Below are 20,953 nucleotides of genomic sequence, written 5' to 3'. Positions count from 1 at the left end.
CGGGCCTGCAAGGCCCCTCATGCACCCAGGCGCAGACCGCTGCTGGGCCTCATCACGCTCAAACGGCTACTGGCGCCCACTCCTCCCTATTCGGATTCGTCAAACATGGGGTTGTGAGAGGCTCCCTCTCAAGTGACGCATACGTGTAGTTGCCGAAATGGGGCAATCGACTTATGGATGCACAGCAGTCAGTAGGCACAATACTGGGACAGTGGAAGGAGAGGCTGCCTGTCTGGGACGGTGGGGGGGGCCGCCTGTCTCCGTGCAGAATGACTGCTAGGCCTGATGCGGACAGCCGAGCGGGTAGTGCCAAGGGGGCTGCTATTGGCCGGTTCTGCTAGGTCACGTCAAGCCGGACCGGTCATACATGATCGGGCCATGGCTGCCAGCGCGGTGTAGCGGGGTCTGGAGGTGGTGCGGCCATAAGCATCACTGCCCGTCGATTGACCGGTGGTGATCGAAGCTGACGGTCAGGCGCCGCCCGCTAATGACTCTGCCCAGCCTGAAACGGTCCCAATCAACTGGAGTCGGCCCTACAGCGTTAGTGCGCGTTGCGTTACTGCCGGAGTACTCACGCTCTTGGCGCAAACCGGACCTTTGACGAGGAAGCCAGGGGTTTCCAAATGAGCACTACCAAGTGCGCTACTGGCTTCAGGAACTTCCGCTCCAACAGTTGGCCATCCCTGCCACTACTTGCCTCGCCGCGCATAGCGTTTCACGGCCAAAAAGGCTAACGCGCCGGCCGAAAGTCCTGCTGCGCAGCCGGCAACGATGGGCCAAACTGGCGCCGACACCACTCCCAACGTCAAGGCCACCGCACCGAGGGAGTGCGAGCCTAGAACCGTCACGCTTCCCGCCGCCAGCGATGCGCCCAGAGCACCGCCTGCGGCCGCTCCTCCCGCGAGAGAGGCTGTGCCTACACCGGCATCAAACGAGAACTCGCGCGCAAACTCCTGCAGTTCTTCAAAGGTCGTCGCAATGCAATGACTTCGCCCACGCGCTGGACGAGGTGAACCACACCGTCTACAAATCGAGCAGACTCCGCCAGGATGCGCTCATCCTTGATGAAGCGTCGGGCACCATCGACCAGCAGAGCCAACCCGACCGCCAACGCAGATGCTGTACCTAGCACTTCGCCTAAATTCGTTTCAAGCAAGCGTCCAACTACGTCCCCACCCGTGTATCCGAAGGCGCCGAGAACCATCGCCCCGCCGCCGACTAGCACTAGGGCGGGCACGGCTACCGTACCTTGCACAAGCGCCACGCCACCGACAAAAAGCCCTTTAAGCAGGGTTGCCGCAAAGCCCGCTCCAGCAATGCCACCGACCGCCGCTCCAACGGCCGCGCCGACGTCCGACAACTTGCTGGCCACGACGTGCTCGCCCATCAATACATGTCCACTGCTGACGCCCCAGGCCAGCAAGGCTGCACCCATGGTCATCTCTGCCACGCCGACCTCGGCTTGGTGAGAAGATGCCCAGGCTTTGCAACGCTCAGTAAAGCCACGTCGGACCGACTCATCCACGTTGGATAGAGCTATTTCATGCATGGATTGCATTCGTTGGTTTGGTTGTCTCAGCCAGCAGTTTAGGCCCGACTTAACCCGACTACTGCTTGTGGCAAGTGCGGCCGCGTACGACTGGTCAACGAATGTCGCCAACCAGCCTAAAACGGACCTCCACCGCTTGTGCCGCTTCAAAAATCAAGAAGCTATTGATCTAAATGTGACGAATGACTCCGCAATAAAAAAAGGTGCTCCAGGTGAGCGCCTTTTTTTCATTTTCTATGACAGTACTTTTGCACGAACTTGGCAAAGTTTGCACTTTCTCTGTCATTTGACACATCGCTCAGCACGCTGCCGTGATTTGCAAGTAGTGAGAGTATTTGCAAAATCAATCAGAACCTACGACGTCAAACGTCGATATTCCCCGCCCGCAACGCATTCGTCTCGATGAAATCCCGCCGCGGCTCCACCTCGTCGCCCATCAGCATGGTGAACACCCGGTCCGCCTCGATCGCGTCGTCAATCTGCACGCGCAGCAGGCGGCGCACTTCGGGGTCCATGGTGGTTTCCCAGAGCTGCTCGGGGTTCATTTCGCCCAGGCCCTTGTAGCGCTGGCGGCTGGTGGTGCGCTCGGCCTCGGAGATGAGCCAGGCCATGGCCTGGCGGAAGTCGGACACTTTTTCTTCCTTCTGCTTCTCGCCTTCGCCGCGCAGGGCCTTGGCACCCTCGCCGACCAGGCCGCGGAAGGTGCTGGCGGCTTCGGCCAGGGCGGCGTAGTCGGCGCCGTGTACGAAGTCCTGGGTGATCAGGCTGCTCTTGACGTTGCCGTGGTGGCGGCGGCTGATGCGCAGGATGGGCTTGTCGGTGCGCACGTCGAACTCGCCGGCCACTTCGGCGGGGATGCCGTTGGTGGTCAGCTCGCGCAGCTTGGCCTGCAGCTGCACGGCGCTGGCTTCGGCATCGGCCACGGTGTCCAGGTTCAGGCTCACGCCGTCGGCGATGGCGCGCAGGGCCTCCTTGTCCATGAAGGCGGACAGGCGGTGGATGACGGCCTCGGCCAGCTGGTGCTTTTGCGCCAGGGCGGTGAGGGTGTCGCCGGTCAGGGTCTGCGGGCTGGCGCCGCCGGTGGTCACGCTGGCGTCCTTGAGCGCGATGCGCAGCAGGAAGGTGTCGAGCGCGGGGGCGTCCTTCAGGTACAGCTCTTCCTTGCCGGCCTTGACCTTGTACAGCGGCGGCTGCGCGATGTAGATGTGGCCGCGCTCGACCAGCTCAGGCATCTGGCGGTAGAAGAAGGTCAGCAGCAGGGTGCGGATGTGGGCGCCGTCCACGTCGGCGTCGGTCATGATGATGATGCGGTGGTAGCGCAGCTTGGCGGCGTCGAAGTCGTCCACGCCGCTCTTGCCGGATTCGACCGCGGCCTTGCCGATGCCAGTGCCCAGGGCGGTGATGAGCGTGACGATTTCATTGCTGGTCAGCAGCTTTTCGTAGCGCGCCTTTTCCACGTTCAGGATCTTGCCGCGCAGCGGCAGGATGGCCTGGAACTTGCGGTCGCGGCCCTGCTTGGCGGAGCCACCGGCGGAGTCGCCCTCGACGATGTAGATCTCGCACAGCGCGGGGTCTTTTTCCTGGCAGTCGGCCAGCTTGCCGGGCAGGCCCATGCCGTCCAGCACGCCCTTGCGGCGCGTCATTTCGCGGGCCTTGCGGGCGGCTTCGCGGGCGCGCGCGGCTTCGATGATCTTGCCGCACAGGATCTTGGCGTCGTTGGGGCGCTCTTCCAGGTAGTCGGTCAGCGTCTTGGCGACGATGTCCTCCACCGGCGCGCGCACTTCGCTGGATACCAGCTTGTCCTTGGTCTGGCTGCTGAACTTGGGCTCGGGTACCTTCACGCTCAGCACGCAGCACAGGCCTTCGCGCATGTCGTCGCCGCTCACCTCGACCTTGGCCTTCTTGGCCAATTCGTGCGCATCGATGTACTTGCCGATGACGCGGGTCATGGCGGCGCGCAGGCCGGTCAGGTGGGTGCCGCCGTCGCGCTGCGGGATGTTGTTGGTGAAGCACAGCACCTGCTCGCTGTAGCCGTCGTTCCACTGCATGGCCACCTCGACGCCGATCTCGGTGCCGGGAATGCCGCCGTAGGTTTCGGCCGGGCGCGCGCCCGTGGCGTAGAACGCGGTGGGGTGCAGCACCTTCTTGTTGGCGTTGATGAAGCCGACGAAGCCCTTCACGCCGCCGGCGCCGGAGAAGTCGTCTTCCTTGCCGGTGCGCTCGTCCTTGAGGCGGATGCGCACGCCGTTGTTCAGGAACGAGAGCTCGCGCAAACGCTTGGCCAGGATCTCGTAGTGGAAGTCGTTGTTCTCTTTGAAGATCTCGGTGTCGGGCAGGAAGTGCACCTCGGTGCCGCGCTTGTCGGTGTCGCCGATGACCTTCATGGGCGAGATCTCGACGCCGTTCACGGTCTCCAGGATGCGGTTCTGCACGAAGCCCTGGCTGAACTCGAGCACGTGCACCTTGCCCTCGCGGCGCACCGTCAGGCGCAGCATCTTGCTGAGCGCGTTCACGCAGCTCACACCCACGCCGTGCAGGCCGCCCGAGACCTTGTAGCTGTTCTGGTTGAACTTGCCGCCGGCGTGCAGTTCGGTCAGCGCGATCTCGGAGGCCGAGCGCTTGGGCTCGTGCTTGTCGTCCATCTTCACGCCGGTGGGAATGCCGCGGCCGTTGTCGGTCACGCTGATGGAGTTGTCCGAGTGGATGGTGACGACGATGTCGTCGCAGTGCCCGGCCAGCGCCTCGTCGATGGAGTTGTCCACCACTTCGAAGACGAGGTGGTGCAGGCCCGTGCCGTCGGAGGTGTCGCCGATGTACATGCCGGGGCGCTTGCGCACGGCCTCCAGGCCTTCCAGGATCTGGATCGCGCCTTCGCCGTAGCCTTCGCTGGCGCCCGCCTGCTGGGTGTCGATCTTGGTGAAGGGCTGCGCTTCGCCCGCGCCGTCGGAGGAAGGCTCGGGCAGGGTGTTCTCAGCGGTCATGGATGGCCTTGGGGTCCGTGGAAACCGGGGGGTTTCCTGAATGTTCAATAAGGGTCAAATCGGCCTCCAGCACATATTATTCTAGGGCATGTAGCTACAAAAAACATAGCACTCACCCCCGGCGCTGGAAGACGGGTGCGTCAGATGCGCATGGGCATGACGACGTACTTGAAGGTTTCGTTCTCGGGGATGGTCAGCAGCGCCGAGCTGTTGCCGTCCGACAGCTCCACCTTCACCATGTCCTGGCCCATGTTGGCCAGGGCGTCGATGAGGTAGGTGACGTTGAAGCCGATCTCGATGGTGTCGCCGCCGTAGTCGATGTCGAGTTCGTCCACGGCCTCTTCCTGCTCGGCGTTGTTGGACGCCACGCGCAGGGTGCCGGGCTCCAGGTTCAGGCGCACGCCCTTGAACTTGTCGCTGGTCATGATGGCGGTGCGCTGCAGGCTGGCCAGCAGCGGGGCGCGGCCCAGGGTCACGCTGTTCTTGTGGTTCTTGGGGATCACGCGGTTGTAGTCGGGGAACTTGCCCTCGACCAGCTTCGTGACGAACTCCATGCCGCCGAACGTGAACTTCGCCTGGTTGTTGGCGAACTGCATCTCGATGTGCGGCTGGTTCTCGCCGCCCGCATCCGACAGCAGGCGCTGCAGCTCCAGCACGGTCTTGCGCGGCAGGATGACTTCCTGCTTGGGCACTTCGACGTCCAGCGTGGCGCTGGCGAAGGCCAGGCGGTGGCCGTCGGTGGCGACCAGGCTCAGTTGCTGGCCTTCGGCCACGAACAGAATGCCGTTCAGGTAATAGCGGATGTCCTGCACCGCCATGGCGAACGACACCTGGCCCAGCAGGTCCTTGAGCACCTTCTGCGGCACGCTGAAGGCGGGGCCGAAGGCGGCCGACTCCTGCACCAGGGGAAAGTCCTCGGCCGGCAGCGACTGCAGCGTGAAGCGGCTCTTGCCGCCCTTGAGGATCAGCTTGGACTGGCTCGACTCCAGGCTCACGGTCTGGTCGCCAGGCATGGTCTTCAGGATGTCGATCAGCTTGCGCGCGCCCACCGTGGTGGTGAAGTCGCCCGTGTCGCCGCCCAGTTCGGCGGTGGTGCGGATCTGGATCTCCAGGTCGCTCGTGGTCAGCTGCAGCGCGTTGCCCGTCTTGCGGATCAGCACGTTCGCCAGGATGGGCAGGGTGTGCCGGCGCTCGACGATGCCGGACACCGATTGCAGAACCGCGAGAACCTTGTCTTGTGTTGCCTTCAGGACAATCATGTCGTCAACCTTTGGTGGTTTTGGGAAACGTGCCAGGACGGCGGCATGGGCCATGCCCCCTCATGCCGTCCAGCACGCCATTTTGCCCGTGAACCGGGCGCGCTCCGTGGGGGTGCGGGGCCACTTCGGCATCAACCCTTGAGCGTCTGCTCCAGCACGTGCAGCTGCTGGTTCAGTTCGGTGAGCTGCTGGCGCTCGCCGGCGATCTTGCGCACCGCGTGCAGCACCGTGGTGTGGTCGCGCCCGCCGAACAGCTCGCCGATCTCGGGCAGGCTCTTTTGCGTGAGCTCCTTGGCCAGGTACATGGCGATCTGGCGCGGCCGGGCGATGCTGGCCGGGCGCTTCTTGCTGTACATGTCGGCGACCTTGATCTTGTAGTAGTCGGCCACCGTCTTCTGGATGTTTTCCACCGAGATCTGCCGGTTCTGGATCGACAGCAGGTCGCGCAGCGCCTCGCGGGCGAGCTGGATGGAGACTTCCTTCTGGTTGAAGCGCGAGTACGCCAGGATCTTGCGCAGCGCGCCTTCCAGTTCGCGCACGTTGCTGCGCACGTTCTTGGCGACGAAGAAGGCCACTTCCTCGGGCATGTCGGCGCTTTCGGCGCGGGCCTTGTTGATCAGGATGGCCACGCGCATTTCCAGCTCGGGCGGCTCGATGGTCACCGTGAGACCCGAGTCGAAGCGCGACACCAGCCGCTCGTGGATGTTGGCCAGGCCCTTCGGGTAGGTGTCCGAGGTCATCACGATATGGCTCTTCTTGGCCAGCAGCGCCTCGAACGCGTTGAAGAACTCTTCCTGCGTGCGGTCTTTATTGGCGAAGAACTGCACGTCATCGATCAGCAGCAGATCAAGGGAGTGGTAGTGCTCCTTGAACTCGTCGAACGTGCGCCGCTGGTACGCCTTAACCACATCCGACACGAACTGCTCGGCATGGATGTAGAGAACTTTCGCGTCGGGCTTGTCGGCCAGCAACTTGTTGCCCACCGCGTGCACCAGGTGGGTCTTGCCCAGGCCGACGCCGCCATAGATGAAAAGCGGGTTGTACAGGTGGCCGGGCGAGCCCGCCACGTGCATGGCCGCCGAGCGCGCCATGCGGTTGGCCGTGCCCTCCACCAGCGTCTCGAACGTGAGCGCGGCGTTCAGACGCGAGCGGAAGGCACCGGCCACCGGCTCGTCGCTGGGCGCCGCGGCGGGCGTGGGCTCGGACGACACCACCTGGCCCGTCGGCGTGGATCGCACGTAAGTGCGGGCAACGGTCTCACGCTGAGCGAGCGCTAACTCAAGCGACACCGGCTGGCCGTAGAGGCCTTCCAGCAGGGCCGCGATGCGGCCGGCGTATTGCGCACGGATCCAGTCGAGCTTGAAGCGGTTGGCCACCAGCAGGGTGACCTTGGAGAAGTCGGGAGCGACCTGGGCGGTGAGCGGCTTGATCCAGGTGTTGAACTGCTGCTCCGGCAGGTCTTGCGCAAGCTGCTCGACGCAGGCTTGCCACAGTCCTTGTCCGGCATCGGCGCCTGGGTCGTTGTCGGGGCTGCGGGAAGGTTCCTCGGTCATTGATGGCGGTTCTTGTTGTGGATAGGAGGAACGATTCAGGGCCGCGGATTGTACCTTTTCAAAGGGTTATCCACAACCTCGGCCAGGGCGCCCACGGCGCGCGCCACCCGTGCCACAAACCCCCTGCGCTGCCGCCTCGCCATTGCCACGCCGGCACAAGCCTGCAATAATCGCCGGTTTCCCTGAATGCGTTCAGGGCAATAACGCCCGGGCCAAGCGCTTTGATCTTGATCGAAGTGCCGCATCCGGAGGGCCTGGAACCCGCATCTTGCGAGTTGCGCCCGGAACCTAACCCTCAAGGACATTGACCATGAAACGTACTTACCAGCCTTCCAAGACGCGCCGTGCGCGCACCCACGGTTTCCTCGTGCGCATGAAGACGCGCGGCGGCCGTGCCGTCATCAACGCACGCCGCGCCAAGGGCCGCAAGCGCCTGGCCGTCTAAGGCCGTCACGGCACTCGGCCCGGTTCCGGGCGGGAACCCTCCCATGCAACGGCTGAAAACCCGTCCGCAGTTCCAGGCCGCCATGGCCGGGGGAACGGTCTCCCGCACCGCACACTTCGCACTGCACCGACTGGGGCTCGCTCCCACCGGCGCAGCGGCCGCATCGCCTCCCGCACCTCCCACAGGGCCCGGCCCCTTGCCTCATGCGCAAGGGCCGCAGGCCCTGTTTGGCATGGCCGAGCCGCCCGGCGTCTGGATGGGCGCCATGGTGCCCAAGCGCTGGGCCCGCCGCGCGGTCACCCGCAACACCATCAAGCGGCAGATCCATGCCGTGGCCGCCTCGTTCGAGTCCCAGTTGCCGCAGGCCGCGCACGTGGTGCGCCTGCGGGCGACGTTCGACCGCAAGCAGTTCACCAGTGCCACGTCCGATGCCCTCAAGCAGGCGGTTCGCGCCGAACTGCTGCAGCTGTTCGGCTACGCCATGCGGCGCAGCAGCGGCGCTGCCACCGCCACTGGGGCACCGACGGCGGCGACCCCCCAGCCCGCCCCGGCGCCTGTGTCATGATGCGCGCGCTGCTGATGGCGCTGGTGCGTGGCTACCGGCTGGTGCTGAGCCCCTGGCTCGGATCGGCCTGCCGTTTCGAGCCCACGTGTTCGGCCTATTCGCTGCAGGCACTTGAACGCCATGGCGCCGCGGCCGGAACTTATCTGACGCTGCACCGTCTGGCACGGTGCCAGCCCTGGTGCGATGGAGGGCATGATCCGGTGCCCGAAGAACTGCCCCGCGCACTGCGGCTGTTCTCGCGCCTGTCTCCTTCCACGTCCTCCACCCCCTCCTCACCGAAGAAGTCTTCATGAACGACATTCGCCGCACCATCCTGTGGGTGATATTTGGCTTTTCCATGGTTCTGCTATGGGACAAGTGGCAAGTGCACAACGGCCACAAGGCCACCTTCTTCCCCGGTGCAACGCCTGCCGCCGTGGCGCCCGCGTCTTCGGTGCCGGCCCCCACGGCCGCGGCGGCGCCCGCGAATGCGCAGCAGGTGCCGGGCGGCGTGCCGCAGCCGGCAGCGGCGGCACAGCGCCAGCGCGTCACCCTGACCAGCGACGTGCTGCGCCTGACCTTCGACAGCGAAGGCGGCTCGCTCACGCATGGCGAACTGCTCAAGTACCCCGACATGGCCGACAAGTCCAAGCCGTTCATGCTGCTGGACGAAAGCGCGCAGCGCGTGTACGTGGCGCAGACCGGCCTGATCGGCGGCGCCTACCCCACGCACAAGACGGCGATGTCGGTGGTGGCCGGCAACCGCGACCTGCAGGACGGCCAGAACGAGATCAGCGTGCGCTTCGAATCCGCCGACCTGGGCGGCGTGAAGCTGGCCAAGACCTGGACCGTGAAGCGCGGCGCCTACGACGTGGCCGTGAAGCACGAGATCGTGAACACCGGCACCGCGCCCGTGTCGCCCCAGCTGTACCTGCAACTGGTGCGCGACGGCAACAAGCCGCCGGGCGAGTCGTCGTTCTATTCGACCTTCACCGGCCCCGCGGTCTATACCGAAGCCAAGAAGTACCACAAGGTCGAATTCAAGGACATCGAGAACGGCAAGGCCGAAATCGACAAGTCCTCCACCAACGGCTACGTGGCCATGGTGCAGCATTACTTCGCCAGCGCCTGGCTGCTGGGCAACGACGTGCAGCGCGACCTGTTCGTGCGCAAGGTGGACACCAACCTGTACTCGGTCGGCATGATCACCTCGGTCGGCGAGATCGCGCCGGGGCAGTCCAAGACGGTGGATGCGCGCCTGTTCGCCGGCCCGCAGGTCGAGACGATGCTGGAATCGCTCACCCCCGGCCTGGAACTGGTGAAGGACTACGGTTGGCTCACCATCCTGGCCAAGCCGCTGTACTGGCTGCTCGACCAGCTGCACAAGGTGCTGAACAACTGGGGCTGGTCCATCGTGGCGCTGGTGTTCCTGCTGAAGATTGCGTTCTACTGGCTCAATGCGAAGGCGTACGCCAGCATGGCCAAGATGAAGGCCATCAACCCCAAGATCATGGAGATGCGCGAGCGCCTGAAGGACAAGCCGCAGCAGATGCAGCAGGAGATGATGCGCATCTACCGCGAGGAGAAGGTCAACCCGATGGGCGGCTGCTTCCCCATCATGATCCAGATCCCCGTGTTCATCGCGCTCTACTGGGTGCTGCTGTCCAGCGTGGAAATGCGCAACGCGCCGTGGATCGGCTGGATCAAGGACCTGTCCTCGCCCGACCCGTTCTTCATCCTGCCGCTGCTGATGACCGCCAGCTCGCTGCTGCAGACCGCGCTGAACCCCGCGCCGCCCGATCCGCTGCAGGCCAAGATGATGTGGTTCATGCCCCTGATCTTCAGCGTGATGTTCTTCTTCTTCCCGGCGGGCCTGGTGCTGTACTGGCTGACGAACAACATCCTGTCGATCGCGCAGCAGTGGATCATCAACACGCGCATGGGCGTGCCGCCGCAGTTCAACCTGCCGAAGTTCCGTTGACCCGCAACGCAGCGCGGACGCGCTGCGTTTGCGACACATTCCACGGCCGCTATCCAGCGGCCGTTTTTCATTGGGTACGATGCTTGCTTGCCACCTGCGGCATCTTTCATCCACTTTCGTTAACCGACGAGGAGACCTGGCCAATGAAACAGCAGCGTACGACTTTCAAATGGAGCGCACTGGGCATCGCGGTCCTGTTGGCAGCAGGATCGGCCCATGCCGCAACGATGCGGTGGGCCGGCGCCAACGACATCCTGACCGTGGACCCCCACGCCCAGAACCACCAGACGACGCATGCCTTCCTGCAGCAGGTGTACGAGAGCCTGGTGCGCTATGACGAGAAGTACCAGATCCAGCCCGCACTCGGCACGAAGTGGACCCAGATCTCCCCCACGCAGGTGCGCTTCGAACTGCGCAAGGGCGTCAAATTCCACGACGGTGCGCCGTTCACGGCCGACGATGTGGTGTTCTCGCTCACCCGCGCCATGACGCCCCCCTCGAACATGCAGTCCGCCGTGCAGAGCATCAAGGAAGTGAAGAAGGTCGACGACTTCACCGTGGACCTGATCTTGAAGGGCCCCAACCCCGTGCTGCTGCGCGAGCTGACCGAAGCCCGCATCATGAACAAGGCCTGGGCCGAGAAGAACAACTCGACCAAGGCGCAGGACTATGCCGGCAAGGAAGAGAACTTCGCCTCGCGCAATGCCAACGGCACCGGCCCCTTCATCATGGTGGGCTGGCAGCCCGACGTGAAGGTCACGCTCAAGAAGAACCCGGACTGGTGGGACAAGCCCAAGGGCAACATCGACGAAGTCGTGTTCACCCCCATCAAGTCGGCGGCCACGCGCTCGGCCGCGCTGATTTCCGGCCAGGTCGATTTCGTCGTCGATCCGCCCACGCAGGATCTGGCGCGCATGAAGTCCAGCCCCGACATCACGCTGATCGAAGGCGCCGAGAACCGCACCATCTACCTGGGCCTGGACCAGTTCCGCGACGAACTGCCGGGTGCCGGCACGCCGGGCAAGAACCCGCTCAAGGACAAACGCGTGCGCCAGGCCCTCTACCAGGCCATCGATTCGGCCGGCATCCACAGCCGCACCATGCGCAACCTGTCGGTGCCTGCCGGCACCATGGTCGCGCCCATGGTCCACGGCTGGAGCAAGAGCCTGGACGAGCGTGCCGCCAAGTACGACGTCGAAGCCGCCAAGAAGCTGCTGGCCGACGCAGGCTACCCCCAGGGCTTTTCGCTCAAGCTCGACTGCCCCAATGACCGCTACGTGAACGACGAAGCGATCTGCCAGGCCGTCACCGCCATGTGGACGCGCATCGGCGTGAAGACCACGCTGCAGGCCGCCCCCATGGCCCAGTTCGTCAGCCGCGTGATGAACAACGACGTGAGCGCCTACCTGTTTGGCTGGGGCGTGGCGACGTTCGATTCGCTGTATTCGCTGGATTCGTTGATGGCCACCAAGGCCGGCAAGACGGCTGCGGGCACCTACAACGGCGGTCGTTTCAGCGATGCCAAGCTCGACGAGATGATCAGCCAGATCAAGGTGGAGATGGATGCGCCCAAGCGCGACGCGCTGATCGCCGATGCCCTCAAGCTGGTCAAGGACGAGTACTACTACCTGCCCCTGCACCACCAGATCCGCCCCTGGGCGATGCGCAAGGGCGTGGAGACGCTGCACCGCGCGGACGACCGCCCGATGCCCAACTGGACCACGATCAAGTAAGCCCTCCGATCGGACCGAACGCAAAGCCCGCCCCTGGCGGGCTTTGTCTTTTTGCGGGCGCGGTTCCGCGCCCCGTGAGGCGGCCGCGGCATGCGAACAGCGCAGCTATCATGCCCCGTCCCCACCCCCTTCCCCATCGCATGCTGCCCCGCCACTCCGACCCCATCGCCGCCATCGCCACCGCACCGGGGCGCGGCGCCGTGGGCATCGTGCGGGTCTCGGGCCGGGGCCTGGGACCGCTCACCGAGGCGCTGTGCGGGCGCGCCCTGCGACCGCGCGAAGCCACGTACCTGCCCTTTCGCGATGCGGCCGGCCAGTCCATCGACCAGGGGCTGGCGCTGTACTTTCCCGCGCCCCACAGCTACACGGGCGAGGACGTGCTGGAGCTGCAGGCACACGGCGGCCCCGTGGTGCTGCAGCTGCTGCTGGCGCGCTGCCTGGAAGCCGCCGCCCAAGCCGACGCGGCCGGCGGCCGGCCCCGCCTGCCCGGCCTGCGCCTGGCGCAGCCGGGCGAGTTCACCGAACGGGCCTTCCTCAACGACAAGATCGACCTGGCGCAGGCCGAAGCCATTGCCGACCTGATCGATGCGAGCACCGAAGCCGCAGCGCGCAGCGCCAGCCGTTCGCTGGCGGGCGCGTTCTCGCACGAGATCCACCGCCTGCGCGATGCCCTTATCCACCTGCGCATGCTGGTGGAGGCCACGCTCGACTTTCCTGAAGAAGAAATCGACTTCCTGCGCAAGGCAGACGCCAGCGGGCAGCTGTCGAATTTGCAGCAGACGCTGGCCGCCGTCATGCAGCGCACGCGCCAGGGCGCGTTGCTGCGCGAGGGCATCAAGGTGGTGATTGCCGGGCAGCCCAACGCCGGCAAGAGTTCGCTGCTGAATGCCCTGGCCGGCGCCGAGCTGGCCATCGTCACGCCCATCGCCGGCACCACGCGCGACAAGGTGCAGCAGACCATCCAGATCGAGGGCGTGCCGCTGCACGTGATCGACACGGCGGGCCTGCGCGAGAGCGACGACGAGGTGGAGAAGATCGGCATCGCGCGCGCCTGGGACGAGATCGCCGCGGCCGACGCCGTGCTCTTCCTGCACGACCTCACGCGCGCCGATGCGGCCGACTACCAGGCGGCCGATGCCGACATCGCCGGCACCATCGCCCGGACGCTGCCCGGCCATGTGCCGGTCATCGACGTATGGAACAAGACCGATCAGGCACCGGGCCACAACGCGGCCGCCATGCCGGACCGGCCGGCGGTCCACCTCTCGGCCCGCACTGGCGACGGGCTGGATGCACTGCGCCGCCTGCTGCTGGACGTGGCCGGATGGCAGTCGGCCCCCGAGGGCGTCTACATCGCGCGCGCGCGGCATCTGCAGGCGCTCCAGGCGGTGGACGGCCACCTGATGGAGGCCGCGGCGCAGTTGCATTCGCCGGGCCCGGCGCTCGATCTGCTGGCCGAGGACCTGCGGCTGGCGCAGCAGGCCCTCAACGCCATCACGGGGGAATTCACCTCCGACGACCTGCTGGGCGTGATCTTCTCCAGCTTCTGCATCGGAAAATGACGCACCCGCGGAACGGTTGCGTTTTGTAAGGAGTGGTAAAGAGTGCTTGTGCGCCGAACGCATCGGGCTTAACTTCCGCGCCACTATGAATGCTGTGCTGTCATCCCACACCCCAAAAATGGACCTCACGGGTCTCGTGCAGGCCATCGCCCAGGCGCCGGCGGAAGACAGCATGATGAACCCGCTGACCACGGAGCAATGGGACCTGCTGTCGGGCTACCTGCTGCCCATGTCGCTCGCCACCGGCCACACCCTGTTCACGCAAGGCGCCAGCGACCGCACGCTGTACTTCGTGGAAAGCGGCAGCCTCAGCGTGCACTACGAAGACGAAAAAGACCGCCTGCGCCTGGCGATCGTCGGTCCCGGCTCCGTGGTGGGCGAAAGCGCCTTCTTCTCGCACAAGCCCCGCACCGCCACCGTGCAGGCAGGCGCACCGTCCAAGCTCTGGAACCTGACGGCGCTGCGGTTTTCCGAGCTCTCCAACCGCCAGCCGGCCGTGGCCCTCAGCCTGGCCATGGCCATGGGTTCGGTGCTGTCCAAGCGCCTCGGCAACCGCCGCCGGCGTGTTGCTGCGACCTGACACCTGAGCCCCCATCGGGCCCGTGCCGGGGCCTGCGGACGCGGGAAAGCCATTGGCTCCCGGAGCGCGCGTTACACTCGTTTTCGAACTTTTGGCGCTATCCGAAAAAGGCACGGCATGTCACTTTTCAGTTGGTTCAACCGCAAACCCCCTGCGCCCCGGCAGCGCCCGGCGGTGGAGCCCTCCGGTCTGCTGAATGCAGACGCCACGGTGCCTCTGGTGCCCGGACGCGGCCCCGGCAAACCGATGGCCGAGCCTGCGGCCGAACACGCGGCCAACCGCAAGAACGAGCGCATGGAGCGGCGCGAACTGCTCTACACCGTGGTGCGCGATGCCATGGTCCGCGCGGGCGTGCTGTCCGCGGGCTACAAATTCAAGGTGCTGTCCCTGGACCAGCGCGGCCGCCAGTTCCTGGTGATGATGGACTTGGCCCGCGAATACGGCGGCGAGACCGTCCGCCTGAGCGAGATCGAGGCGCTCATCGCCCAGACCGCCAAGACCCGCTTCGACATTCTGGTGACCGCCGTGTACTGGCGCATCAACGACCATGTGGCCGTCGGCATGCCCAGCAAGGGCCTCGCGCCCCACGGCGTGGCCGGCCCTTCCGTGCCGCACGTGCCGGCCCCGGTGGCGCGCCCTCCGGTCCATGCGCCGGCCCCCGCACCCGTGGCCGCCCCGCCTATCGATCCGCTGCTCGCGCCGCGCAGCGCGCCCCTGGTGCCCCCAGCGCCGCCGGCCCGCGCCCCTGCCAAGGCGTTCGACCCGATCGAGGCCGACGAAGTGGCGGCTTTCAAGCGGGCCCTGGACAACGCCGCCGCGGCCAAGCCTCCCGCACCGGCACCGCGCACGGGGGTGTCCACGCGCTCGGGACCGCTGCTGCCTTCGACGCCCACCGGCTTCGAAGACACGGAAATGCCGGGCAGCGACGCGCGCTCGCCCGACCTGAGCAACACGCAGTACGGCGACCTGCGCTGAGCCGCACCAGCGGCGGCACGGGCCTCATCCCCCAGCCGCCGCCGCGTGTAGGCCTGCAACGGATCAGTACACGTCGCGCCGGTAGCGGCCCTCGGTGATCAGCGCATCGACGGCATCGGCGCCGAGCACCTCCACCATCGCCGCATCCACGCCGGCCGCCATGCCTTCGGCGCTGCCGCACACATAGACCACCGCGCCCTGCGCGATCCATTCGCGCAAGGGGCCCGCCGCATCGCGCAGCCGGTCCTGCACATGGCGATGGGCCTCCCCATCGCGGGAGAAAACCCGGTCCAGCCGTTCGAGAAAGCCCTGGTTCTGCCAGCCACCGATTTCTTCGGCGCACAGGTTGTCGTGGGCCCGCTGGCGCTCGCCGAACAGCAGCCAGTTGCGCCGGTGGCCCGCACGCACCCGGGCCCGAAGGTGGGAGCGCAGGCCCGCCAGGCCCGATCCATTGCCGATGAAGAGGCAAGGTGCGTCGCCCGGGGCGGCATCGAAGCGCGGATTGGCCACCAGGCGCAAAGCCACTTCGGCCCCCACCGGGGCATGGGCGGTGAGCCAGCCCGACGCCAGCCCCAGCCCCTGGGCATGCCGCTCCTGGCGGACCAGCAACTGCAGCGCGCCGTCGCTAGGCAGGGAGGCCACGGAATAGGTGCGGGGCGCCAGGGCCACCAGCGCATCGGCACAGGCCTGGGCATGAGCCTCTGCCGCGCCCGACGGTGGCGGGGGCAGCACGCTCACCGCCAGGGCCTCGGCCAGCGTGGTCCTCGCGCCCCCATGCTGCACCGGCGCAGCGCCATCGGCGCCCGCAGCTTGCAACCAGGCCGCGACGGCCCCGGGCGCGTGGCGCGGCAGCACCTCCACCAAGGCGCCCGGATGCCATTCGGCCGGGGTGCCTGAGGTGAGCGACACCTCGAACAAGGGGTGGCCCAGGCTGCCCGGATTGAGGCAATCGCGCCGCTCCAGGCGCCACGGCGCGTAGACGGGCGCCGTACCGCCTTCCGCCAAGGCCCCCTCCAGGGCCAGATGCGCCACGCCGTCCAGTGCGGCCAGGGCCTCGCTCCAGCGGGCCAGGGCCGCAGGATCTGCGTCGTCCACTTCGATGAGCGGAAACAGCGGCTCGGCGCCTGCCCGGCGCAGGCCTTCGTCCAAGGCGTGGCCGAAGCCGCAAAAGCGCGTGTAGTTGCGGTCACCCAGCGCCAGCAGGCCGTAGCGCACGCCCTGCAGCGAGTCCGGTGGCTGTTGCGCCAGCAACCGGGCGAAGCGGCGGGCGTTGTCGGGTGGCTCGCCCTCGCCGAAGCTGCTGGCCACCAGCAGCACGCGGCGGTGCCCGGCCAGCATCGTGGGCGTGAACGCCTGCAGCGATTGCACGGCCACACCCAAGCCGGCGCGCTGCAATGCGGCCGCGCTCTGCAGCGCCATGCGCTCGGCTTGGCCGGCCTGGCTGGCGTAGGCGACCAGCAGCGTGTCGGCGCCCTGCGCCGCGCCGCCTGCCGCCAGTGGTGCGGGCTGCCCGTGGGCGGCGCGCGCGGCCTCCGTGGCACGGCGCTGGCGACGGCGCCCCAGGTAGAGCATCCAGCCGGTGACCGCGAAGAGCGGCATGGCCAGGCTGGCCACCATCACCGCCACCCGGCCGGGCAGCCCGAAGTAGGTGCCCATGTGCAAGGGATAGATGGTGGCGAGCGCGCGTGCCGCGGCGCTGCGCTGGGCATGGCGGTCGTCCACCGGCACCTCGCCGGTCAAAGGCTCGATGGACATCCGGTTGCGCTGGCGGTCATGCGTTGCATCCGCGGCCAGCCAGGTGAACTGCACGGCCTGCGTGGGCCGCGCCGGCAGGCGCAGGCTGGCCTGAGTCCAGGGCCCTGCCCGCTGCTCGAACGTGCGCCAGGCGCGCGTGAGGTCCAGCGGCGCGGCATCGGCGGCATCGGGCCCGGCCTTGCCGCCCGCGCGCGGGGCAGGGGCTGCCGTGCGCGCCGGGCGCGGAATGCCGGCCCAGCCGTCCACCGTGTCGCGCACCGCATCGAACGCCCAGTAAAGCCCGGTGGCGGTGAGCATGAGGTACACCACCAGCGCCCACGTGCCGACCACCGAGTGCAACGCCCACAGGAACGAGCGGCCCTTGAGCGCCGGATCGAACGTAAGCCAGGTGCGCCAGCGCAGCGGGTGGCGCGGCCAGCGCAGGTACAGGCCCGAGAGCGACAGTGCAAGCAGGCACAGCGCGAGCACGCCCGTGGCCACGCGGCCAGAGTCGCGTGGCAGCAGCAGCCAGCGGTGCAGCGCCTCGATCCATTCGAAGGCGTCCTGCCCCTTCAGCGCCGGCTGCAGCGCGCCGGTGTAGGGGTGCACGTAGACGGTGTCGCCCCGGCGCTCGCCGGGACGCGCCTGGAAGATCACCCGCGCCGCCGCGCCGGGTTGCGATTGCACCGTGAGGGTGCTGATGCGCGGGTGGCCGGGCACGCGCGCCACGGCGTCCACGATCTGCTGCGGGGTGAGCATGGGCCCGGCGTGCGGCGTGACCTGGCGCACGCCGGGGTTGAGGGCGTCCAGGATTTCCTCATGGAAGGACAGCAGCGCCCCGGACAGGCCGATGGCCACGAGCACGGTCCCCGCCGTGATGCCCAGAAACCAGTGCACCTGGAACCACGCCTGCCGCAGCGACGGCAGCGCCAGCCGGCGCCATGGAGCACGCCGGGCCTCCGATGCCCCGCCCTGCGGCTGGCAAGCCCCGTCAGGGGCCAACGCACCAGCGCTCTGGGCCAGCGGCTGGGATGTGGCGCCGTCGCGGTTCACAGGCCTGCCCCTTCGCCAGGTCCGGCATGCGCCAGAGCCTGGCCGGGGGCGGAAAGAGAGACAGCCCGCAGGCCGGAGCGGCGCGGGTCGAACGGGACAAGGCGGGACATAGCGGACGGAACCCAGGAAAGAAGCGAACGAGAAAAGCCATTCCATCTGCAGCAGCGCCAACGCCCCACGCCGCGGCGGTCTCCAGCCGAACGCCGGAACGAATCCGCCGGATGAGAATGATTGCTAATTTTATCGCGCCTGCCCACCCAGGGGCCGTGGCGGGCCCGGCCAGCGGCTTTCCGTCCCCGCGCTCAGTGGCCGGCGAAGTCCACCAGCGTGTACAGCGGCAGGCCCGCGTCCCGCAGACGCTGCGAGCCACCCAGCTCGGGCAGGTCCACGATGGCCGCGCCCTCGGTCACCGTCGCGCCCAGCCGCTCCAGCAGATTCTTGCCCGCCATCATCGTGCCGCCCGTGGCGATCAGATCGTCGATGAGCAGCACGCGATCGCCCGGCTTCACGGCATCGGCATGCAACTCCACGGTGGCGCTGCCGTATTCCAGTTCGTAGGTTTCCTCGACCGTGGTGAAGGGCAGCTTGCCTTTCTTGCGGATCGGCACGAAGCCCACGTTCAGCTCGTAGGCCACGACCGCGCCCAGGATGAAGCCGCGCGCATCCAGCCCGGCCACCACATCGGGTCGCAGGGCCCGGTCCATGTAGCGGTGCACGAAGGCATCGATGAGCACGCGGAACACCTTCGGGTCCTGCAGCAGCGGGGTGATGTCCCGGAACTGCACGCCCGGCGCGGGCCAGTCGGGCACCGTGCGGATGTGCTGGCGAAGGTATTCGTTGACGCTGAGGGCTTGCATGGCGCGGAGAAGAAAGCTGGAAGGAAAAGGCCGCCCGCACACGGCCGCACAGGAGCCGCCAGGCCGGGGGAGGGAAAGAAGGGAAGGAATGCAGTGTATCGGCGGGGCAGCCGCTTGCGGCTGCCAGGCGTTCACACCCGCAGCAAGGCGTCTTCCGCCAGCGCCAGCGCCGTGGGGTGGCCCGAGAGCACCAGCGTGTCGCCTTCGGCCAGCACCATGGCATCGTCCGGCTGCGACATGCGGCCGTCCTTGTGGCGCAGGTTCACCACCCGCACGCCCATCGCATGCAGGGCCAGCGGCCCCAACGCCTGGCCCAGCGGCCGCACCCCGGGGGGCAGCGTGATGGACGCCAGCCGCTCCTGGTCGCGCTCGGACACGGTGTCGTCGTCCGCCCCGTGGAAGTAGCCGCGCAGCAGGTTGTAGCGGGCATCGCGCTGATCCTGCACCAGGCGCAGCACGCGCCGCATGGGCACGCCGACCAGCGCCAGCGCATGGCTGGCCAGCATCAGCGAACCTTCGATGGCCTCGGGCACCACCTCGGTCGCGCCCGCGGCCTGCAATTTGTCGAGGTATTGGTCGTCCTGCGTGCGCACCACCACCGGCACCTGCGGCGCGTGCTCGCGCGTGTTGGCCAGCACCTTGAGCGTGGCGGGAATGTCCAGGTACGTCACCGCCACGGCACTGGCGCGCACCAACCCGGCCGCCATCAGGGCCTGCAGCCGCGTGGCATCGCCGTACACCACGGAATCCCCGGCCGCCGCGGCCTGGCGCACCCGGTCGGGGTCCAGGTCCAGCGCCATGTAGGGAATGCCTTCGCGCTCCAGCATCCGCGCCAGGTTCTGGCCGCAGCGCCCATAGCCGCAGATCAGCACGTGCTTGCTGGTGTTGATCGACTTGCGTGCGATGGTCGTCATTTGCAGCGACTGCTGCAGCCAGTCGCTGGCGACCAGCTTCATCACGATGCGGTTGCTGTACAGGATGAGGAACGGCGTCGCCAGCATCGACAGCACCATCGCGGCCAGGATCGGGTTCATCAGCGCGGGCTGCACCAGCCCGTGCTCCTGCGTGAGCGAAAGCAGCACGAAACCGAACTCCCCCGCCTGCGCCAGATACAGCCCCGTGCGCAGCGACACGCCCGTGGTGGCGCCCATGCCGCGCGCCAGCACCAGGATCACGCCGGCCTTGACCAGCAGGGGCACCACCAGGAGCAGCAGCACCAGCGCCCAGCGCTCCAGCAGGATGTGCCAGTCCAGCATCATCCCCACGGTGATGAAGAACAGGCCCAGCAGCACGTCGTGGAAGGGCCGGATGTCCGTGCCCACCTGGTGGCGGTATTCGGTTTCGGACACCAGCACGCCGGCGATGAAGGCCCCGAGCGCCAACGACAGCCCCGCCGTCTCGGTCAGCCAGGCCAGCCCCAGCGTGATGAGCAGCAGATTCAGCATGAACAGCTCGTCGCTCTTGCGGCGCGCCACCAGCGTGAGCCACCAGCGCATCACCCGCTGGCCACCCGCCAGCAGCACGCCCACCAGTACCGTGGCCTTGAGCAGCGCCAGGCCCAGCGCGACGAACAGCTGGTCCGGCCGGGAGCCGAGCGCCGGGATCAGCACCAGCAGCGGCACCACGGCCAGGTCCTGGAACAGCAGGATGCCCAGGACGCGGCGGCCGTGCTCGCTCTCCAGCTCCGCCCGCTCGGCCATCAGCTTGACCACGATGGCGGTACTGCTCATCACCAGCGTGCCGGCCAAGGCCAGCGCCGTCTGCCAGCCCATGTCCCAGATGCCGCCCACGTAGCGCGACAGCAGCAGCACGCCCGCCATGGTGACCGCCATGGTCAGCGCCACCTGCATCAGCCCCAGGCCGAACACGAACTGGCGCATGGCGCGCAGCTTGGAGAGGCTGAACTCCAGGCCGATGGCGAACATGAGGAACACCACGCCGAACTCGCCCAGATGGCGCACGCCTTCGGAGTTCTGGGCCAGCGCCAGCGCATGGGGCCCGATCAGGATGCCCGCCGCCAGGTAGCCCAGCATCGGCGGCAGCTTGAGGCTGCGGCACGCCACCACCCCCAGCACGGCAGCCAGCAGGTAGAGCAACGTCAAGGCAAGTGAGGACATGCACGGATGCTAGCCCAGGCGCGGCGCAGG

15 protein-coding genes are annotated in these 20,953 nt (G+C 67.1%); 8 read left to right on the top strand and 7 right to left on the bottom strand.

What is annotated here, in order from left to right:
• Positions 1-916: 916 nt before the first annotated feature.
• From AVAK2825_RS10495 to dnaA, 4 genes are all read right to left on the bottom strand, one after another.
• Positions 917-1,549, bottom strand: a complete 633-nt coding sequence (locus AVAK2825_RS10495) for a hypothetical protein (RefSeq protein ID WP_284397646.1) — start codon at positions 1,547-1,549, stop codon at positions 917-919.
• Between the two features lie 362 nt (positions 1,550-1,911).
• Positions 1,912-4,530, bottom strand: a complete 2,619-nt coding sequence (gene gyrB, locus AVAK2825_RS10490) for a DNA topoisomerase (ATP-hydrolyzing) subunit B (RefSeq protein WP_272566400.1) — start codon at positions 4,528-4,530, stop codon at positions 1,912-1,914.
• A gap of 140 nt (positions 4,531-4,670) precedes the next feature.
• The gene (dnaN, locus tag AVAK2825_RS10485; protein ID WP_284397642.1) at positions 4,671-5,789 is read right to left on the bottom strand and encodes a DNA polymerase III subunit beta; all 1,119 of its coding nucleotides are present in this window, start codon (positions 5,787-5,789) and stop codon (positions 4,671-4,673) included.
• Between the two features lie 131 nt (positions 5,790-5,920).
• A complete protein-coding gene (gene dnaA / locus AVAK2825_RS10480; RefSeq protein ID WP_272566399.1) occupies positions 5,921-7,342 on the bottom strand; it encodes a chromosomal replication initiator protein DnaA in 1,422 nt (473 codons plus the stop codon).
• Between the two features lie 310 nt (positions 7,343-7,652).
• On the opposite strand from dnaA, the gene rpmH reads away from it, so the two are divergent.
• From rpmH to AVAK2825_RS10440, 8 genes are all read left to right on the top strand, one after another.
• The gene (gene rpmH, locus AVAK2825_RS10475; RefSeq protein ID WP_005798102.1) at positions 7,653-7,787 is read left to right on the top strand and encodes a 50S ribosomal protein L34; all 135 of its coding nucleotides are present in this window, start codon (positions 7,653-7,655) and stop codon (positions 7,785-7,787) included.
• A gap of 43 nt (positions 7,788-7,830) precedes the next feature.
• Positions 7,831-8,352 carry a ribonuclease P protein component gene (locus tag AVAK2825_RS10470; RefSeq protein WP_284397639.1) on the top strand — a complete coding sequence of 174 codons (522 nt, stop codon included), beginning with the start codon at positions 7,831-7,833 and terminating at the stop codon, positions 8,350-8,352.
• The gene (yidD, locus tag AVAK2825_RS10465; RefSeq protein ID WP_272550214.1) at positions 8,349-8,645 is read left to right on the top strand and encodes a membrane protein insertion efficiency factor YidD; all 297 of its coding nucleotides are present in this window, start codon (positions 8,349-8,351) and stop codon (positions 8,643-8,645) included. The genes AVAK2825_RS10470 and yidD overlap by 4 nt, the downstream gene beginning before the upstream one ends.
• Positions 8,642-10,312 (top strand): membrane protein insertase YidC, encoded by a 1,671-nt coding sequence (gene yidC / locus AVAK2825_RS10460; RefSeq protein WP_284397636.1) that lies wholly within the window; start codon positions 8,642-8,644, stop codon positions 10,310-10,312. Before yidD ends, yidC begins: the two co-directional genes overlap by 4 nt.
• A gap of 143 nt (positions 10,313-10,455) precedes the next feature.
• Positions 10,456-12,045 (top strand): ABC transporter substrate-binding protein, encoded by a 1,590-nt coding sequence (locus AVAK2825_RS10455; RefSeq protein WP_272566396.1) that lies wholly within the window; start codon positions 10,456-10,458, stop codon positions 12,043-12,045.
• Positions 12,046-12,185: 140 nt separating this feature from the next.
• Positions 12,186-13,607 (top strand): tRNA uridine-5-carboxymethylaminomethyl(34) synthesis GTPase MnmE, encoded by a 1,422-nt coding sequence (gene mnmE, locus AVAK2825_RS10450; RefSeq protein ID WP_284397634.1) that lies wholly within the window; start codon positions 12,186-12,188, stop codon positions 13,605-13,607.
• An 85-nt stretch (positions 13,608-13,692) separates the two neighbouring features.
• Positions 13,693-14,187: a Crp/Fnr family transcriptional regulator gene (locus AVAK2825_RS10445; RefSeq protein ID WP_272566394.1), complete on the top strand. Its 495-nt coding sequence runs from the start codon at positions 13,693-13,695 to the stop codon at positions 14,185-14,187.
• Between the two features lie 117 nt (positions 14,188-14,304).
• Complete coding sequence (locus AVAK2825_RS10440) at positions 14,305-15,162, top strand: hypothetical protein (RefSeq protein WP_272566393.1); 858 nt, start codon at positions 14,305-14,307, stop codon at positions 15,160-15,162.
• A gap of 63 nt (positions 15,163-15,225) precedes the next feature.
• Here AVAK2825_RS10440 and AVAK2825_RS10435 read toward each other — a convergent pair whose 3' ends face one another.
• The 3 genes from AVAK2825_RS10435 to AVAK2825_RS10425 all read right to left on the bottom strand — a co-directional run bounded on the left by AVAK2825_RS10435 (position 15,226) and on the right by AVAK2825_RS10425 (position 20,923).
• Positions 15,226-17,823, bottom strand: coding sequence for a PepSY domain-containing protein (locus tag AVAK2825_RS10435; RefSeq protein ID WP_284397673.1), 2,598 nt, complete (start codon positions 17,821-17,823; stop codon positions 15,226-15,228).
• A 428-nt stretch (positions 17,824-18,251) separates the two neighbouring features.
• Entirely contained in the window at positions 18,252-18,806 is a 555-nt protein-coding gene (locus tag AVAK2825_RS10430; RefSeq protein WP_092742468.1) for an adenine phosphoribosyltransferase, read from the bottom strand.
• A 131-nt stretch (positions 18,807-18,937) separates the two neighbouring features.
• Positions 18,938-20,923, bottom strand: coding sequence for a monovalent cation:proton antiporter-2 (CPA2) family protein (locus AVAK2825_RS10425; protein ID WP_284397626.1), 1,986 nt, complete (start codon positions 20,921-20,923; stop codon positions 18,938-18,940).
• Positions 20,924-20,953: the final 30 nt, after the last annotated feature.

It is taken from the genome of Acidovorax sp. SUPP2825 (genome assembly GCF_030158995.1).
Lineage (GTDB): Bacteria > Pseudomonadota > Gammaproteobacteria > Burkholderiales > Burkholderiaceae_C > Paracidovorax.
The sequence above is the reverse complement of the archived record's forward strand: the minus strand, read 5'-3'. Positions and strand labels throughout refer to the sequence as shown.

Excerpts from the sequence above, each read along its gene's own strand:
- AVAK2825_RS10495 (WP_284397646.1), bottom strand. The coding sequence starts at position 1,549 with ATGCATGAAATAGCTCTATCCAACGTGGATGAGTCGGTCCGACGTGGC.
- gyrB (WP_272566400.1), bottom strand. The coding sequence starts at position 4,530 with ATGACCGCTGAGAACACCCTGCCCGAGCCTTCCTCCGACGGCGCGGGC.
- dnaN (WP_284397642.1), bottom strand. The coding sequence starts at position 5,789 with ATGATTGTCCTGAAGGCAACACAAGACAAGGTTCTCGCGGTTCTGCAA.
- dnaA (WP_272566399.1), bottom strand. The coding sequence starts at position 7,342 with ATGACCGAGGAACCTTCCCGCAGCCCCGACAACGACCCAGGCGCCGAT.
- rpmH (WP_005798102.1), top strand. The coding sequence starts at position 7,653 with ATGAAACGTACTTACCAGCCTTCCAAGACGCGCCGTGCGCGCACCCAC.
- AVAK2825_RS10470 (WP_284397639.1), top strand. The coding sequence starts at position 7,831 with ATGCAACGGCTGAAAACCCGTCCGCAGTTCCAGGCCGCCATGGCCGGG.
- yidD (WP_272550214.1), top strand. The coding sequence starts at position 8,349 with ATGATGCGCGCGCTGCTGATGGCGCTGGTGCGTGGCTACCGGCTGGTG.
- yidC (WP_284397636.1), top strand. The coding sequence starts at position 8,642 with ATGAACGACATTCGCCGCACCATCCTGTGGGTGATATTTGGCTTTTCC.
- AVAK2825_RS10455 (WP_272566396.1), top strand. The coding sequence starts at position 10,456 with ATGAAACAGCAGCGTACGACTTTCAAATGGAGCGCACTGGGCATCGCG.
- mnmE (WP_284397634.1), top strand. The coding sequence starts at position 12,186 with ATGCTGCCCCGCCACTCCGACCCCATCGCCGCCATCGCCACCGCACCG.
- AVAK2825_RS10445 (WP_272566394.1), top strand. The coding sequence starts at position 13,693 with ATGAATGCTGTGCTGTCATCCCACACCCCAAAAATGGACCTCACGGGT.
- AVAK2825_RS10440 (WP_272566393.1), top strand. The coding sequence starts at position 14,305 with ATGTCACTTTTCAGTTGGTTCAACCGCAAACCCCCTGCGCCCCGGCAG.
- AVAK2825_RS10430 (WP_092742468.1), bottom strand. The coding sequence starts at position 18,806 with ATGCAAGCCCTCAGCGTCAACGAATACCTTCGCCAGCACATCCGCACG.
- AVAK2825_RS10425 (WP_284397626.1), bottom strand. The coding sequence starts at position 20,923 with ATGTCCTCACTTGCCTTGACGTTGCTCTACCTGCTGGCTGCCGTGCTG.